The organism is Pseudomonas sp. S150, from assembly GCF_004526365.1.
GTDB lineage: Bacteria > Pseudomonadota > Gammaproteobacteria > Pseudomonadales > Pseudomonadaceae > Aquipseudomonas > Aquipseudomonas putida_A.
The window spans coordinates 3,928,892-3,944,521 of record NZ_CP038207.1; the positions used below are offsets into that span (position 1 = coordinate 3,928,892).

Here is a 15,630-nt window from a genome sequence, read left to right on the forward strand (position 1 = left end):
TTGCTGTGGTGACGCCATGGAAGACATCTTTGTCGTGAAGCGCTGCAACAAGATCATCATTCACGGCCGCCGCGCCGGGGAAAGCCAACATGAACCCGCTGAGGCCAGCAGCTGGTTTCGGATCAACGACACCCGCACCGGCGGCTTCATCGGCGACGGCTACGATCTTGAGGAAGATGCCCGACGCGAATGCCGACGGCTCAATGCGGCCAGCTCGCCGCTGCCGGCGCGACAATCGGCCGGCTGATGCAATTGACAGGCGGGGTCTATACTCAAAGCAGCTGACGGACCAGCGCCCCAACGGCAGAGAGCTCGCAGCCCGCGGGCTTTTTGCTGCCTCTCAACGGTTTGTCTGAACGGAGGTGTTCCATGTCCGAAAAAGAGTCCATCACCACCCTCCTCACCCTGCTCGACTCCCGTCAGGCTCGCCTGGCGGCGGCCTGCAAGGAAATCGCCGACTGGGTCGATCATCAAGGCGGCCATCCGACTGCCTTGCGCATCCGCGACCGACTGAACGACATCGAAAAAGACACACCGCTGATCCGCAGCACCCTGTCGTCGCTACAACCGGTCGAGCGGCCACTGCCACGTTTCAGATGACTGCACCGCGATAAACGACAGCTAACCGGCGTACCGTCTGGCCGATGTACCGAACGCCCCGAGGTGTGGGCGGTCAAAACCTGTACACGTCACCCAGGAGACGGTTCATGGTTATCCATTTCAAAACAGAAGGACATCTGGCTTGTGGTCACAAGGGCGACAACCTTGCCTCAAGCCTGGAACTCAATCGCGTCAAATGCCGCAGCTGCCGCAACACCGACGCCTACAAAGAAGCACGCAAGACCCAGCGCAATGCCGCACGCCGCGCAGCGCGCCACACCAAGGCTGATCACGGTGCGTCAAACTGGCGTTCGGAGTGGATCGAACGCCTGACCGCGCTGGCCGGGCCGCAGCGCCTGCCAAGGGGCTTTTTCGGGCAAGCGTTCGTATAACCGATTGATGTCGTGTTTAAAGTCCATCACTCGACGTGAATTGTCCCGAACTCACCGCTCGAACCCATCAATGCCCTGACCTTATCGTCAGGGCTTTTTGTTGAAAACACCGGTTCGAGCAGCCCGTAGCCCTGAGGCAAGCTTGCAAATAGCCAATGCGCCCTCATAACCAGAACCGTATCCACAGTCACCGAGAGGCAAAAAATCATGACCGGACAAACCGAAACCGCGATTCTCGCCGGGGGCTGCTTCTGGGGCATGCAGGACCTGCTGCGGCGTTATCCCGGTGTGCTGGAAACCCGCGTCGGTTACAGCGGCGGCGATGTACCGAACGCCACCTACCGCAACCACGGCAACCACGCTGAAGCCATCGAAATCATCTTCGACCCGGCGGTGATCAGCTACCGGCAGATCCTCGAGTTCTTCTTCCAGATCCACGATCCGAGTACGCCCAACCGCCAAGGCAACGATCTCGGCCCCAGCTATCGTTCGGCGATCTATTATCTCAGCGAAGAGCAACGCGACATCGCCGAGGATACCGCCGCCGACGTTGACGCTTCCGGTCTCTGGCCGGGCCGAGTAGTCACCGAAATCGAACCGGCGGGGCCGTTCTGGGAAGCGGAACCTGAGCACCAGGACTACCTGGAGCGGATACCGAATGGCTACACCTGCCACTTCATCCGTCCGAACTGGAAGTTGCCCAAGCGCAGCTTATAACACACCTGCGTAATCACTCCACGCACAGCGCTGGCCTTTACTGAAGGCCGGCGCTCGCGCACCTCTGCAATTGATCATTTTGGTGAGCCCTCCGTAGCACAGTTCAAGCGCCCAAGGATGAACATACGTTCATCGCAAGCATGGCTCAAAGCGTCTAGCCTGCGGGTTCCAACATAGTGCCTACAGGAGTACCCCACCATGTTCTCGCACGAAAGCCTCCCGCTGATTGCCATTTTCACCATCATGCTACTGTGCGTACTGGCTGCGTTTTTACACCCGGTACATGCATTCTTCAGCTGGCTGCGCAGGCGCAAGGAACGATCAAACGCCCAGGCTGCAAAAGAGGTTGATTCGCGCTGAATGTGTTCCCTCAACTGGCCCGGGTATGCCTGGGCTTTTTGTTTTCTGGCCGAACAGCAGGTACAAAAAAGCCCAGCGCGGGGCTGGGCCTGATTTTTCGTCAAGGTTAAAAACATCGCCGCCATCTTGCCGACGTTGAAGTCCATGCCGATAAACAGCGGCTCACCGGGCAGCACAGTGTCGAAGCACTGGTTCAGCTTGCGGTCCTAAGCGTGGTAGATCGACCCGGACTGCTGCCGCAACTCTCTTCGGATGCGTCGCGATTCCAGAAGAGACCTGGACCAACTTGGGTCCCTCTAATCTCGTCACCGAGGCTGGAAAAATTGTTTGCTACACAGATGCCAACATTATTGATGGCAAGCGGATTGTAGGTACTCTGTGCGCCACTCCGCGCTCGGGCTTTCTGAGCGATGGCGAGCCACAAGTTCTCGCAGGCGTGAACTACCGTCAACCGTTCCGAATAGACCTCAGTAAAGCCACAAAGGGCGAACAACTGCCATTCGGTGACAAGACGGGCCTTCTTGAATGCGAGCCAGATGAGGCCGACGGGGCAAAATCCACCCCCGTGAAATTCTGCAAGGTAACAATCAACGGACAGGCTCTAGTCAGCGCTAAGATTACCTTCGCATACAAGTAACCAAGTCAAAGCCGCAGTATCCCTGCGGCACGCCTACCGCACCATCACCATTCCGAACCACTCTTCAATGATCCGGCGCATGACTGGCTCTGTCAGGATTGCGGATGGTTTTTCGCCGGCGATCACTGAACGCACAAGGTCACAGGGCAGCACGTGGACACCGTCTTCAGCCGTTACGGTCAGGTGTGATCGCTGATCCCCAATGTCATGAATTTATGCGGTCATGCGCTGCTCCCGTGTCGCGACACAATTTGCTGATTCGCGAAACGTGTCGCGACCTGGAAAATTGGAATTCTTCACTCCAGATAAACAGCTACCATTCATTTCTTTCGAACGGAATCGACCAATGACCTTCAGATACATTGTTTTGATGCTCGCGGCCGCTTCAGTGACCGGGTGCGGAACAATCAACACGACCTTCCGGGACGATGCCGTGGCTAGCAATAAACTGGCTCGTTGGCATTCCCATTGTGACTCGGTTCCGCGAATCTACAGCGGTACAGTCTTTAATTACTGCACGCTAGACGCGGAACCACGGCGAAGCACTGGTTTCGATGGATATCCTGCGCCCGCACTTATTGTTCTCGACATGGGGCTCTCAGCGGTTACAGACACTGTCGTGCTGCCCTATTCCATCTATCTGCAAAACAAGCACGGCGATATCAAGAAGGCTCGTTTAGAGTAGCAACTGTACTGACCACTTCGATGAGATGGTGGCGCGATCTACTTGCCGCGCCGCTCGATCCCGCCCGGCGTCTTTTCACAACGCATGCAGTGCTCACAGTTCAGCGTTCGGCACAGCCAGGCCTTCACCCGGCGCCACCAGATGACCATGAAGATGTGACGCATACCGGCAAGGGCCAGCGAGACGTGAAGCGTGATCCCGGCGGTGGTCGGGCCGATGATGAAGATGTTCTGGTTGCGGCTCATCACCACAAACCCGCTGATGGCGATCGCTGACTAGATCAGCTTGCCGAGGATTCCGTCCCGCACTCGACCGCTCAGAACACACCAAGTCGCCCACAAGGCAATAAAGCCGCAGGCGATAGAGTTGATCAGTTCAAAACTCATGGTGGATTGCCTCCCCCGAACCGCTGGCGAATGAGCACCCGGAGGTCAGCGGCTCTGATGGCTCGGTTGATGGCCGCAAGAGCGATCCGCCCGAAGGTGCCCAGCAGGAAGCCAATGCCGCGACATTCTTCGGCTCAGTCACACCCAGATAGGTGCTGACCTTGCTCGTCAGGTACAGCGAGCAAGCGATGCCGGTGATCAGGAAGATCAGCCAGGCGCGCCAGTCGGCCAGATCGTCTTTGTGCCACCCAGCTTGCGACGACAGCGCCGACCAGTCCTGCGATCAGCAATTCAAACCTGTCGATCTTGTCGAGCAGGCGCTGCAATAACTCCATGCACTCGACTCCTTAAATGCGAATGGCTATCCCTGCGGAAAAACTGGTTCAGCGCTTGTTGGAACTAGCCAGAAACATCCAGCCAAAACAAGTTGTGAAAAGCCCCCGAGGCTCCAAGGTGCCAAAGCCTAAGACGTGGGTCCAAAGCACAGCGGTGCATGCTCATGTTTCAACGGACAGGGTAATCAAGGCCGCCAAAACGAGAAGACCTTGAAAGGGATGGTTCTAAGAGCGGGCTTTGGGATGTAGACCAGGTGCTACCAACTTTTCCGAGAGCTGCTTATCTGCTGGCATCTATCAGCCATCTCCGGGAGTGATACAGCCACATCAGACAGCACTCGATCCATCTCGCGCTCATCCAGAAACGGGTAGACGTCGAGATTGAGAGCGATCTGAACCTTGCGCAAATTGGTGCCTTCTACCAGCCAACGCTCAATAGCGCGAGTCATCGCTGACCCGTTGTCCTCCGTCTGCCAGGCGAGAAAATCGAAGAGCCGGGCCACTTGCATGAAAGAGATTGAATCGGGAATATCGGCAAAAAGCCGGTCAGCCAGATTTTCCTCCCCAAACTCAAGGACGACTGCCCGCGCAGCGCTGAACGCTTCAGTGTATTCGGGCTCGCTGCTCTCTGTTGCGATCACGTTCAACGCCCTTTCAACAACCTGATGCATAGCAATTGCGCGCTCCGAAAAGGAGTTCGATGCTACCAGCCTTCAGCGCTACGGGCTAAACAACCAGCGCCACGACAGCCAGTCGTTAACTACCCGATCCTCTCTATGAGAGCGCATCGGGGTGTGATCTGAGGCCAAGCCTCGGGCGGCGGATGTGCCAACAGGTAGTCTTCAGGGCTGCCCCATCCGCTCAATACCGGTTGAGCCCCGGTCAGATCACACCCCGATGCGAAAGAAAACTGTGGCCTACTCCCGCCCCTTTGCATCTCGGTAATAGCTATCACATATCACTTCAAGTAATTCTTGGGTGGCCTCGGTCCGCATGCGTACAACCATTTGCTCAAGCTCCGCTTTGTGTTTTGGCTGCGAGGAGAATTCCCGAATGTCGTTTGCTAATTGAGTCGACATGTGTGGATGTAGCGATATGAATTGCTCTAAAGAAAGCTCCTTTTCTGGATGCTTCTCTCCGCAGACTTGGTAGAGAGCTGCACCACCGACGGCCATCTCATGTTCGCTGGCAGCATGTGCGGTCGATGCAAGAGTGCAGCCAATAAGTGCGGCGAACACGCCAATTCGCGATCTTTCCAACGGCATTTCATACTCCAGCGTTCATGTTTGGCATCAATACAGACGCAAGCCTATCGGCTTAGCCCCTTCATTTCTTTAACCCCTCCCCGCTGCCGACACCACTCGAATGCACTCCCTCTCGCCTGCACTATGTATGTACCGGAGACATGGTGGACAGGTGTTCGGAGACATGGTGGACACTTTTTAATAGACACATTGCTCATCGCCAAGGAGATGACCTGTGTCTTGGGAAGAGGTGCACGACAAGGCTGACGCCGGACTGCGCGATGCCATGGACTTGGCCTATTTGACTGGCCAGCGAGTAACAGACACGCGGCTTATGGATGAACGAAACGTGCGCGACGGCCAAATCTGGGTGCTCCAGGGGAAAACGAAGGCCAAACGACGGATTGAGGTAACCGGTGAGCTGAAAGTTTTGATTGATCGAATCATAGCCAGGAAGTCCGGACACAAAGTCCGCTCGACGCGGCTGATCGTGGCAGAAAACGGCACTCCGATGACGGAGGCAATGTTGCGCAGGAGATTTGATGTGGCCAGGGAGGCAGTTGGTGTTGAAAAGGCCGAGTTTCAAATGCGTGATTTACGCGCCAAGGCTGGTACTGATAAGGCTGAATCGAGCGGCGACATCATGCGGGCCAAGGATCAACTTGGGCATACCACCGTAGGGATGACAGAGCAGTACATTCGCAATCGAAAGGGTAAAAAGGTCATGCCCACAAAGTGAATTGCGAACCAATGTCAGAATTGCGACCCGGAAACAAACAAGGGTTTGCCTCAGCTTTCGCCCGCAAACCCTTGATTTAAGATGGTGCCCGAAGCCGGAATCGAACCGGCACGCCCTTACGAGCGGGGGATTTTAAGTCCCATGCGTCTACCAGTTTCGCCATTCGGGCGGTAGCGCTGTTGTAGTGCTCAAATCAGTCGGCAAGAGAATCTGACTTTGTTGAGCCTTTGAAGCAGAGCGGGAAATATATACATCACGTCCCGGTGAAGCAAGTTCACAGTGGCTGATTTCAAGACTAAATCTTGCAGTGCACTGAAAATAAAAAAGCTCCGTAAATCATGGATCTACGGAGCTTGTTTATAGTGGAGGCCGAGGTCGGAATCGAACCGGCGTAGGCGGATTTGCAATCCGCTGCATAACCATTTTGCTACTCGGCCTCAAACGATCGCTGTTTAGTAGCACAACAACAACCGCGTACAAACTTGGAGCGGGAAACGAGACTCGAACTCGCGACCCCGACCTTGGCAAGGTCGTGCTCTACCAACTGAGCTATTCCCGCTTGGTGTGGCGCATTCTATAGATTTCAGATGCCCCGTCAACCCTTTGATTCAAAAAAGTTTTATTTCTTTTCAACGTCGGTTTTCAGATGCGGCCAGGCGGCCCGCAGGTATTGAACCATCGACCACAACGTCAGGCCCGCCGAGATCATCAGCAAGGCGTAACCCAGCAGCACCCAGAAGCTGAAATCGCGGGGATTGGCCAGCAGGATCACCAGCGCCAGCATCTGCGCCGCGGTTTTCCACTTGCCGAGATTGGACACTGCTACATGAGCGCGGGCACCGAGTTCGGCCATCCATTCACGCAAGGCCGATACGACAATCTCGCGGCCGATGATGACGGCTGCGGGAAGTGTCAGCCACAAATTGCCGTGTTCCTGAACCAGCAGTACCAAAGCGACTGCCACCATCAGCTTGTCGGCAACCGGATCGAGAAACGCGCCGAACGGCGTGCTTTGTTCAAGGCGGCGGGCCAGATAGCCATCCAGCCAATCAGTTGCCGCCGCAAAGGCGAATACCGAAGCGGAGGCCATATAGCTCCACTGGTAAGGCAGGTAAAACAGCAAAATGAAGATCGGGATGAGCAGGACGCGGAGAACGGTAATCAGATTAGGGATATTCATCGGCACAACTGGCTACGAGGTGAGTTGGCATTCTACTCGCTATGCAGGTTTGCATAAATCGACTCTGCGAGCTTTTTACTGATCCCCGGTGCTTTGGCGATCTCTTCGATGCTTGCACGAGACAGCTCCTGCAATCCACCAAAATGTTTCAACAAGTCCCGACGTCGGGTCGGCCCGACACCTGCAACGCCTTCCAGCGTCGAGGTGCGGCGGGTCTTGCCGCGCCGCGCACGGTGGCCGGTGATTGCGAAGCGGTGCGCCTCGTCACGAATCTGCTGGATCAGGTGCAACGCCGGGGAATCGCCACGCAGCGTGAACTCATGCGCGGCATCATTGAGATACAAAGTTTCGAAGCCTGCCTTGCGTGTTGCACCCTTGGCCACACCCAGAAGAATGAGATCCGGCACCGCCAGCTCGTTGAGTACGTCGCGGGCCATCGACAACTGACCTTTGCCGCCGTCCACCAACAGAATGTCCGGCAGCTTGCCCTCGCCATCCTTCAGTTTGCTGAAGCGCCGGGTCAACGCCTGGTGCATGGCTGCATAATCATCACCCGCCGTGACGCCTTCAATGTTATAGCGACGATAGTCGGATTTGATCGCGCCTTCGGGGCCGAACACGACACAGGATGCGACGGTGGCCTCACCACTGGAGTGACTGATGTCATAGCACTCAAGACGCTGCGGCGGCTCATCCAGGTTCAGCACTTCTGCCAGCGCATCGAAGCGCGCAGCCGTGTGTTGACGATTGGCCAGGCGTGCGCCCAGCGCTTGCTCAGCATTGGTGACCGCCAACTGCTGCCATCGAGCCCGCGTGCCGCGTACCCGGTGGCTGATGCTCAGCTCCCGACCGCGCAGCTCGTGGATGGCGTCGATCAGAGCCGTGGCATCTTCGGGAACCACGTTGACGATCAGTTCGCCTGGCAGGTCGCGCTCCGGACTGCTGATGTAGTACTGACCGAGGAACGCCGCCATGACTTCAGCGACCTCCTCCTCGATACCCACCTGCGGAAAGAAGTTCTTGCTGCCCAACACCCGACCGCCGCGCACACTGATCAAGTGAACGCAAGCGCCGCCCGGGTTGACGAAAGCTGCGATAACATCGATGTCGCCCGTTCCACCTTCCATGCTTTGCTGATCCTGAACACGGCGCAGCAAGGCAATCTGGTCACGCAACTCGGCGGCGCGCTCGAATTCGAGATTGATTGCCGCCTCTTCCATTGCCGTGGACAGCTCATTGGTCAGGGCATGACTGCGCCCCTCGAGAAACATCACCGAATGGCGTACATCCTCGGCGTAGACCTCAGGTTCGACCAGACCGACACAAGGCGCCTTGCAACGCTTGATCTGATATTGAAGACACGGGCGCGTGCGATTTTTGTAATAGCTGTCTTCGCACTGACGGACGAAAAAGGTCTTTTGCAAGAGGCTGAGGCTTTCGCGAATGGCCCCGGCGCTCGGGTACGGGCCGAAATACTTGCCCTTGGCCTTCTTCGCGCCACGGTGGATGCTCAGACGTGGGAATTGGCCGTCAGACAGAAAGACATAGGGATAGGACTTATCGTCGCGCAGCAGAATGTTGTACGGCGGCCGCCACTCTTTGATCAGGGTCTGCTCAAGCAGCAACGCCTCGGTTTCGTTGGCGGTAATGGTCGTTTCGACCTGCGCGATACGCCCGACCAGCGCAGCGGTTTTTGGCGCCAGCCCGGTCTTGCGAAAATAGCTGGCAAGGCGCTTCTTGAGGTTCTTGGCCTTGCCGACATACAGCAGGCGCGCATCGCTGTCGAACATGCGATAGACGCCGGGGCGCCCACTGACAGTCGCCAGGAAGGCGCCGGAATCGAATACTTCAGTCATGATCAGGCGCTGGCATCCACCATGCCGTGGCGCACAGCCAGCAACGTCAGCTCGACGTCACTGCTGATCGACAGCTTTTCGAAAATCCGGTAGCGATATGTGTTCACCGTTTTCGGCGACAAGCAGAGCTTGTCGGAAATGATCTGCACCTTCTGGCAGCCGACAATCATCAACGCGATCTGGATTTCCCGTTCGGACAAGGCATCAAAAGGTGAATCATTGGTTGGCTGGAACGACTTGATCGCCAGTTGCTGGGCAATCTGCGGACTGATGTAACGCTGCCCGGCAAACACCAGACGGATCGCCTGAACCATTTCCGGCAAACCAGCGCCCTTGGTCAGGTAGCCGGCGGCACCAGCCTGTAACAGGCGCGTAGGAAATGGATCTTCCTCGCACACGGTCACCGCGACGACCTTGATGTCCGGGTGGCTGCGCAACAGCTTGCGCGTGGCCTCGAGGCCACCAATACCGGGCATCTTTACGTCCATCAGGACCACATCGGGTTTCAACTCACGGGCCTTGATCAGGGATTCTTCCCCGGACTCGGCCTGTCCAACCACCTGCAAGCCATCGATATCGGCCAGCATACGTGTAATGCCTGTACGAACGAGATCATGGTCGTCGACCACTAGCACCCTAATCAAGCAGACACCTCGCGATATGGTCTTATTGGGATGCCGGACACCTTAGCAAAAAGTGCCAGACAGACCTAGCGGCAAGCATCATTTAAAAAGTTTCAATTCATCATCGAAGGCTTGCCGGCCGTGGGTTTCAGAGCACAAGTGTACCGAAATCGAGCTCCATCCTCAGGAAACACTCGTCCTCACCGCACACCTTGAAGCCTTTTCTCTTATACAGACTTTGCGCCGGATTATTTTTGAATACTGTCAAACGCAGTGCTGGCAGTTTTTCGCCGCGAGCCAAAGCGACAACCTGATCAATCGCCCAGGATCCTGCACCTTGCCTGCGAGAGACCTCGGCTATTTGCAGCTCGCGGATGTACAAGGCCCGGCGATCATGACTGAGACTGAAAAATCCCACAGGAACTTCACCAAGAAGGACCAGCCAGTTGTCCCGCCCATCCCAGGCAACGTCGAACGCTTCGTCCTGCCACAGCAGCTCGTGGTCAATGTAATAGCGCAGCATGTTCTGGCACGTCAGCTTTCGGGCGAACGCCCGATCTGCCGATTCGGCACGACGCAATGCCCAGGTCACAGGTCTACCGCCACGGGTACTACCCGCCCCTGCCATGCGCCGGCATCACGCCGGGCAATAACCAACACTTCACCCGGCCCTCGCGCCGCCACCACCAGCGTCCCGCTTTCAGACCAGAACGCGCTGCGACCCGCCGATTGCCATCCACCCGTGAGCCCGGCGTGATTGGCCATCAGCACCGCCATTGAGTGGTTTTGGGCATAGCCCTGCAGCAGCGCGCTATCCACGCCGTAGCCTTTTTCCCCGATCAGCACGCCTGCTGCGTACAGGTCGGCACCAAGATCGGCGGCCGCGGCCGCGTGACTGGCATGGGAAAAATCAGCGCAGACCGCCAGCGCTATGGTATCGCCGCCTATGCTCAAGGACGAACCACCAGCACCTGGGGCATAGAAAAGCTCTTCGCCACTGTGCAGATGTTGTTTGCTGTAAACCTCAAGAGAACCATCCCCTCCTAATGTCAGCGCGCCGATCAATACCTTCGAACTGTCCCTATCGCGAATCGGCATACCGACGACAGCGGTGAGGCCTAGCTCGCGAGCGCAATCGCGCAAGGGTTGCAGCACAGCATCCTGCGGATCGATTGCCAGGTCTGCGGCCATCTGGCCTTCGTAGCCTGTCAGCGACAGCTCCGGGAACACCAGCAGCTCGACGCCCTGCTCCGCCGCCACGGCCATGAAGCGCAAATGACGGGCGATGTTCGCCGCCAGATCACCGGCAATGGAGAGCGACTGGGCTGCAGCGACCGTGAACATCGACATGAATCATCCTTGGTGTTTGTGCAAAGCAACCAGTGTGTCACAACGCCTGCAGCACTCAAGCGATAGGTAACCTCCGCAATGGCGATAGCAATTTCTGATTGCTCAGCCGTACGGGCCTCTAGTAAGCTCGGCGCATTCATCGGAGACAACCATGTTCAACGCCCTCTCACAGCTTCGTTCCGCCAGCGCCCTGCGCTCGGTTGCGGCTGCCCGGGCGAATGACGCTTGCGCTCCTGTCAGCTTTTATTTTGGGTATTGGTTTAGCCACTGGCGCGCCTGATACCCACCGGCGCCCATAAAAACGGGTCGCCTACCAGAGAATTCTCAACCCCCGGTCGGCCTCCCGACCGGGGGTTTTGTTTTTTCAGGCCCCAAATTTTTCAGCAACACACCAGAACTTTGAGGAATCACGACATGAACTACGCCACTTATTACCGTTACGACACTTTTACCGCCTGGCGATTTAGCAACCTCCGCTCGGGACAGCCTGCCGCCTCCGATCGGTCACCCACAGGTGGCAAGCACACACACGCAGCCAATCCGGCCAATTGTCGAACACCCCAGTAGGGCCGAGTGAGCGGGAAACACCCGCCGCCAGCCCAGGAATCCCGAATATGAACTCGTCTGTTTCTGCTCTGCCACTGACCACCCCTGATTCTGCCAACGAAGCACTGACCCTGCGTCTGCCCAGCGCATTGCAGCTCAAACAGCAATTGCCCCTGAGCAATGCCCTCGCCCAGCAAGTCGCAGCCCACCGCCAGGCGGTCCGCGCGATCCTCAATGGCGAAGACCATCGCCTGCTGGTCGTCGTCGGCCCTTGCTCGATTCATGACCCGCGCTCCGCACTCGAATACGCCGAAAAACTTTCCCGCCTGGCCCATGAAGTCAGAGACGAGATGCTGCTGGTGATGCGCGCCTACATCGAAAAACCCCGCACCACCGTCGGCTGGAAAGGTCTGGCTTACGACCCGCACCTGGATGGCAGCGACGACATGGCTGGCGGCCTGACCCTGTCGCGTGAATTGATGCTTGAGATGATCCGCCTGGGGCTGCCCATCGCTACCGAGTTGCTGCAACCAATGGCGACCGGCTACTTCGACGACCTGCTCAGTTGGGTTGCTATCGGTGCACGCACCACCGAATCGCAGATTCACCGGGAAATGGCCAGCGGCCTGAACATGCCCGTAGGTTTCAAGAACGGCACCGACGGTGGCGTAGGTGTAGCCGTCGACGCCATGCGCTCAGCAGCACATCCGCACCGACACTTCGGCGTCGACAGCCAAGGACACCCGGCGATCATCCAGACCCCGGGCAACCCCGACACTCATATAGTGCTGCGCGGCGGTCATCACGGTCCTAACTACGATCGCGAAAGCGTCGCCCGGGTACATGCCGACCTGAGCCGACTGAAAATTCCGAGCCGGATCATGGTCGACTGCAGCCACGCCAACAGCGGCAAGGACCCATTGCGCCAGCCCGACGTGTTCAACGAGGTGCTCGAACAACGCCTGCAAGGTGATCGCGCCTTGATCGGCATGATGATTGAGTCCCATCTGTTCGAGGGCTGCCAGCCTTTGAGCCCTGCACTGCGTTATGGCGTATCGATCACCGATGGTTGCCTGGGGTTCAGCGCGACGGAGCAGTTGCTGTCGAATGCCGCCAAGCGACTTCGAGCCTGATGATCCGAGCAGCCTTTGCGGGCTTATCAAAATCCCGCAAAGGCTGAGTCATCGCTCAGACTTCACCACCGGGTTATGCCCGCACCCGGATGCGTGTTATCTCGGAAGCCTGGCTGACATCATCCAGCCGCTCCACTGAATACGACACCTGCACCACAGTTTCCCGATGCTCTCGCCAGAAACGATAAGGCACGATGAATACCAAGGGCTGGCCTGCAGTTTCCCGGGTGATGTCCCGATCATCGCGGTGACTGAAATACTCACCATCGCATTTCAAGTAAACCAGCTCCCCCTCCTCGGCCTGGGCATTGCCGATCACCACGGTAATGCCATCCTCGGCATCTACTGCCTCCAGTTCGCCATCTTGCGCTTCCAGTACCTGCGGAGCTGCGAGCTCGCCTCGCATCAATGGCGCGATCAGAATTCGCGAGGTTGCAGAGTTCCTCACCTGCGCCGACCTTGATTCCACCCGGTAGCTGACGCTCACCTCCTGCATACGATGAGGGGCGATGCGATCTGCGGGTATCCAGAAAGACAGCGCTTCGCCGACAGCAAACGGCTCCACGAGCAACACATCACTGATCACCGGCAGTCCTTCGACACCTTGCCACGACAGGATGACCCGGTCCCCGACAGCCATGCGGGCGTAAGGTCGCACGATAACGCCAGTGCCCTGCGGAACACGGGCCGGATCGAGCGTCCCGCCTACCGTTTCTTCAAGGATCGGAGCCAGCAAATCGGGTTCCGGATCACCCACATTCAGCTGCAAACGCCTGGATGACACGGGCTTCTGCAGCGCAACGCTGTACAGCGTCCAGTAAACCTCCAGCGAGCCGCGCTCCAGCGCTGCGATGTGCAAACCCTTTATGACAAAGACGAGTTCCTGACCCACCTGGTTTTCACTGACCGCACGAGTGGCTTCGTGAATATAGGGCAATCCTTCGTCATCCAGTCCTTGCCAGCTCAGCACAAGTTTGTCGCCGCACAACATGTTCGGGTAAGGCGCCACCCTGACGAATGCATGGTCCAGTGAAGGATCAAGCATTCCACCCTCCATAACCTCAAGCATCGGTGCAGGCAGCCACGAGTCTGGAGAGTCTGCCGCCGCAGAGGCGTGTCGATAGCAGAATTCGAAGTGGTCGCCGTCCACCTTCAAACTCAGAAGACGGTGTCCACCGGATTCATCCGCTACAGGGGACATATTTGACGCTGGTGCCACAGAAGAATCGCCGGTGGCTTCGTATATAGACATTCGTAGCTCCATTCCTTGGATAAAACGCCGCCGTGAAGGCCGCGTCGAACGAAATCCATTGAACACCATCCAGCGATCGGCGGAAGTCAGCACAACGCCTTCCGTCGGCAGGGTAAATACACCGCATGACGTAGGCTTACGAAGCAGAATCCAGCGATACCGGGCAAAAGATTGCCAAATGTTCCGACTACCCTCTCAAGCAGAAGCGAAAATTCGTACCGCTTTTAGTCCAATTTCCTTTCAGTACAGAGGATTTTTCAGACATCGCCGACCCGCAGGCCTGTTTTACAGTGGCACGCACCAACCACTGACAAGCATCTGCAAAAGAGGCAGGAACATGCAACGGAATGCGACAACCCGCTACCCCATCCTTTTGGTCCATGGCCTGTTCGGGTTTGACCGTATCGGCCATTTCGAGCTTTTTCATGATGTCAAGCAAGCGCTGAGGGAGGCAGGCGGGCAAGTGTTTGTGCCGCAGCTGTCCGCAACCCATGACAACGAAGTTCGCGGCCAGCAATTGATGTTCCAGATCGAGCGCGTTCTGCGAGGCACCGGCGCCGGTAAAGTCAACCTGATCGGACATAGCCAGGGCGCGCTGGCATGCCGTTATGCCGCTGCGCTCGCGCCGGAGAAAGTCGCCTCGGTGACATCGGTCAGCGGCCCCAATCACGGCTCGGAACTGGCTGACGCCTTACGCCTGGCGCTGGTTCCGGGAGGCCTGCCGGAGCAGGTGGCGGAGCACGCTGCGACACAGTTTGCGCGATTCCTCTCGCTGCTCAGCGGTCAACCGGGTCTACCGCAGGCCGCCGTAGCCGCACTCAATGCCCTGACGACTGCGGACGTCGGGCAATTCAACAAAAAATACCCTCAAGGCCTGCCTTCTACCTGGGGCGGCCAGGGGGCGGAACGGGTCAATGACGTCCACTACTACTCCTGGAGCGGCACGCTGCAGGACAATTTGTTGCAGGCTCTGGATCCAGTGCATTCCGTCTGCCACGCATTATCCAGCCATTTCGTCACGGAGGCCGGACAGAACGATGGTTTCGTGGGCCGTTACAGTTCTCACCTGGGCCGGGTCATCCGCTCCGACTATCCCCTCAATCACCTTGGCAGCTTGCGCCATCCGGGCGGGTTGCGAATACCCGGCGCGGATCCCGTCGACCTCTATGTCGAACACGCGATGCGCCTGAAAGCCGCGCAACTGTAGATGTACGTCAATGTACCGAGTGGAACTTTGCAGAGAAATCGCTTACTGAATCCGGTAGGCTCCACACTTTACTGAAATAGATTGGAGAATTTCCCCATGGCTAAAGCCACTGCCCGCCACATCCTGGTTTCCAGCGAAGACAAGTGCAACGAACTCAAGGCCCAGATCGAAGCCGGTGCTGATTTCGCCGAGGTCGCCAAGGCCAACTCCAGCTGCCCGTCCAGCCGTCAGGGCGGCGATCTGGGTTCATTCGGTCCTGGCCAGATGGTCAAGGAATTCGACACCGTAGTCTTCAGCGCGCCAATCAACGTCGTGCAAGGCCCGGTGAAGACCCAGTTCGGTTATCACCTGCTCGAAGTCACCAGCCGCCAGGACTGATCCGTCGCCT

18 protein-coding genes, 3 tRNA genes and 5 pseudogenes are annotated in these 15,630 nt (G+C 57.4%); 12 read left to right on the plus strand and 14 right to left on the minus strand.

Translation table 11 applies throughout. The features are described from left to right. Positions 1–16: 16 nt before the first annotated feature. The 5 genes from E3Z29_RS17955 to E3Z29_RS29450 all read left to right on the plus strand — a co-directional run bounded on the left by E3Z29_RS17955 (position 17) and on the right by E3Z29_RS29450 (position 2,069). On the plus strand, positions 17–247 hold the full coding sequence (locus E3Z29_RS17955; RefSeq protein ID WP_007964938.1) for a hypothetical protein: 231 nt from the start codon (positions 17–19) through the stop codon (positions 245–247). A gap of 122 nt (positions 248–369) precedes the next feature. Further along, entirely contained in the window at positions 370–600 is a 231-nt protein-coding gene (locus tag E3Z29_RS17960) for a hypothetical protein (protein ID WP_007964939.1), read from the plus strand. Between the two features lie 107 nt (positions 601–707). After that, positions 708–992 carry a hypothetical protein gene (locus tag E3Z29_RS17965; RefSeq protein ID WP_098964161.1) on the plus strand — a complete coding sequence of 95 codons (285 nt, stop codon included), beginning with the start codon at positions 708–710 and terminating at the stop codon, positions 990–992. Between the two features lie 207 nt (positions 993–1,199). After that, on the plus strand, positions 1,200–1,709 hold the full coding sequence (gene msrA / locus E3Z29_RS17970; protein ID WP_134786502.1) for a peptide-methionine (S)-S-oxide reductase MsrA: 510 nt from the start codon (positions 1,200–1,202) through the stop codon (positions 1,707–1,709). 198 nt (positions 1,710–1,907) lie between these two features. After that, entirely contained in the window at positions 1,908–2,069 is a 162-nt protein-coding gene (locus E3Z29_RS29450) for a hypothetical protein (protein ID WP_166495875.1), read from the plus strand. A gap of 74 nt (positions 2,070–2,143) precedes the next feature. On the opposite strand, the pseudogene E3Z29_RS29955 reads toward E3Z29_RS29450, so the two are convergent. Beyond that, positions 2,144–2,344, minus strand: a pseudogene (locus tag E3Z29_RS29955) (terminase); the annotation flags it as partial. 11 nt (positions 2,345–2,355) lie between these two features. Between E3Z29_RS29955 and E3Z29_RS17975 the strand changes: the two are divergent. Further along, positions 2,356–2,706 (plus strand): hypothetical protein, encoded by a 351-nt coding sequence (locus tag E3Z29_RS17975; RefSeq protein ID WP_098964163.1) that lies wholly within the window; start codon positions 2,356–2,358, stop codon positions 2,704–2,706. Positions 2,707–3,076: 370 nt separating this feature from the next. Beyond that, a complete protein-coding gene (locus tag E3Z29_RS17985; protein WP_225138924.1) occupies positions 3,077–3,391 on the plus strand; it encodes a YceK/YidQ family lipoprotein in 315 nt (104 codons plus the stop codon). 38 nt (positions 3,392–3,429) lie between these two features. On the opposite strand, the pseudogene E3Z29_RS17990 reads toward E3Z29_RS17985, so the two are convergent. Then, a pseudogene (locus tag E3Z29_RS17990) lies at positions 3,430–3,777 on the minus strand (hypothetical protein). Next, a pseudogene (locus tag E3Z29_RS17995) lies at positions 3,774–4,112 on the minus strand (MFS transporter). The pseudogenes E3Z29_RS17990 and E3Z29_RS17995 overlap by 4 nt, the downstream one beginning before the upstream one ends. A gap of 28 nt (positions 4,113–4,140) precedes the next feature. Between E3Z29_RS17995 and E3Z29_RS18000 the strand changes: the two are divergent. Further along, positions 4,141–4,326: pseudogene (locus tag E3Z29_RS18000) on the plus strand (IS4 family transposase); the annotation flags it as partial. Between the two features lie 43 nt (positions 4,327–4,369). Here the strand turns inward: E3Z29_RS18000 and E3Z29_RS18005 are convergent. Then, positions 4,370–4,783: a hypothetical protein gene (locus tag E3Z29_RS18005; RefSeq protein WP_134786504.1), complete on the minus strand. Its 414-nt coding sequence runs from the start codon at positions 4,781–4,783 to the stop codon at positions 4,370–4,372. Positions 4,784–5,029: 246 nt separating this feature from the next. After that, a complete protein-coding gene (locus tag E3Z29_RS18010) occupies positions 5,030–5,377 on the minus strand; it encodes a hypothetical protein (RefSeq protein WP_098964167.1) in 348 nt (115 codons plus the stop codon). A gap of 241 nt (positions 5,378–5,618) precedes the next feature. Between E3Z29_RS18010 and E3Z29_RS18015 the strand changes: the two are divergent. Further along, a pseudogene (locus E3Z29_RS18015) lies at positions 5,619–6,095 on the plus strand (tyrosine-type recombinase/integrase); the annotation flags it as partial. A gap of 82 nt (positions 6,096–6,177) precedes the next feature. On the opposite strand, the gene E3Z29_RS18020 reads toward E3Z29_RS18015, so the two are convergent. The 8 genes from E3Z29_RS18020 to E3Z29_RS18055 form a co-directional block, all read right to left on the minus strand. Next, positions 6,178–6,264, minus strand: a tRNA-Leu gene (locus E3Z29_RS18020). Between the two features lie 194 nt (positions 6,265–6,458). Next, positions 6,459–6,532 (minus strand) — tRNA-Cys (locus tag E3Z29_RS18025). Between the two features lie 46 nt (positions 6,533–6,578). Beyond that, a tRNA-Gly gene (locus E3Z29_RS18030) sits at positions 6,579–6,654 on the minus strand. A 60-nt stretch (positions 6,655–6,714) separates the two neighbouring features. Next, on the minus strand, positions 6,715–7,275 hold the full coding sequence (gene pgsA / locus E3Z29_RS18035) for a CDP-diacylglycerol--glycerol-3-phosphate 3-phosphatidyltransferase (protein WP_003225417.1): 561 nt from the start codon (positions 7,273–7,275) through the stop codon (positions 6,715–6,717). 32 nt (positions 7,276–7,307) lie between these two features. Next, positions 7,308–9,131 (minus strand): excinuclease ABC subunit UvrC, encoded by a 1,824-nt coding sequence (gene uvrC, locus E3Z29_RS18040; protein WP_027612674.1) that lies wholly within the window; start codon positions 9,129–9,131, stop codon positions 7,308–7,310. Between the two features lie 2 nt (positions 9,132–9,133). After that, the gene (gene uvrY / locus E3Z29_RS18045; protein WP_024012761.1) at positions 9,134–9,775 is read right to left on the minus strand and encodes a UvrY/SirA/GacA family response regulator transcription factor; all 642 of its coding nucleotides are present in this window, start codon (positions 9,773–9,775) and stop codon (positions 9,134–9,136) included. Positions 9,776–9,902: 127 nt separating this feature from the next. Then, positions 9,903–10,346: an N-acetyltransferase gene (locus tag E3Z29_RS18050; protein ID WP_177416194.1), complete on the minus strand. Its 444-nt coding sequence runs from the start codon at positions 10,344–10,346 to the stop codon at positions 9,903–9,905. Further along, on the minus strand, positions 10,343–11,104 hold the full coding sequence (locus E3Z29_RS18055; RefSeq protein ID WP_134786505.1) for a carbon-nitrogen hydrolase family protein: 762 nt from the start codon (positions 11,102–11,104) through the stop codon (positions 10,343–10,345). Before E3Z29_RS18055 ends, E3Z29_RS18050 begins: the two co-directional genes overlap by 4 nt. A 614-nt stretch (positions 11,105–11,718) precedes the next feature. On the opposite strand from E3Z29_RS18055, the gene E3Z29_RS18060 reads away from it, so the two are divergent. Then, complete coding sequence (locus E3Z29_RS18060) at positions 11,719–12,783, plus strand: 3-deoxy-7-phosphoheptulonate synthase (protein WP_134786506.1); 1,065 nt, start codon at positions 11,719–11,721, stop codon at positions 12,781–12,783. 73 nt (positions 12,784–12,856) lie between these two features. Here E3Z29_RS18060 and E3Z29_RS18065 read toward each other — a convergent pair whose 3' ends face one another. Beyond that, a complete protein-coding gene (locus E3Z29_RS18065) occupies positions 12,857–14,035 on the minus strand; it encodes a hypothetical protein (RefSeq protein WP_134786507.1) in 1,179 nt (392 codons plus the stop codon). A gap of 337 nt (positions 14,036–14,372) precedes the next feature. Between E3Z29_RS18065 and E3Z29_RS18070 the strand changes: the two genes are divergently transcribed. After that, positions 14,373–15,242, plus strand: a complete 870-nt coding sequence (locus E3Z29_RS18070) for a triacylglycerol lipase (protein WP_027612669.1) — start codon at positions 14,373–14,375, stop codon at positions 15,240–15,242. A gap of 96 nt (positions 15,243–15,338) precedes the next feature. Beyond that, positions 15,339–15,620 carry a peptidylprolyl isomerase gene (locus E3Z29_RS18075; RefSeq protein ID WP_016774509.1) on the plus strand — a complete coding sequence of 94 codons (282 nt, stop codon included), beginning with the start codon at positions 15,339–15,341 and terminating at the stop codon, positions 15,618–15,620. Positions 15,621–15,630: the final 10 nt, after the last annotated feature.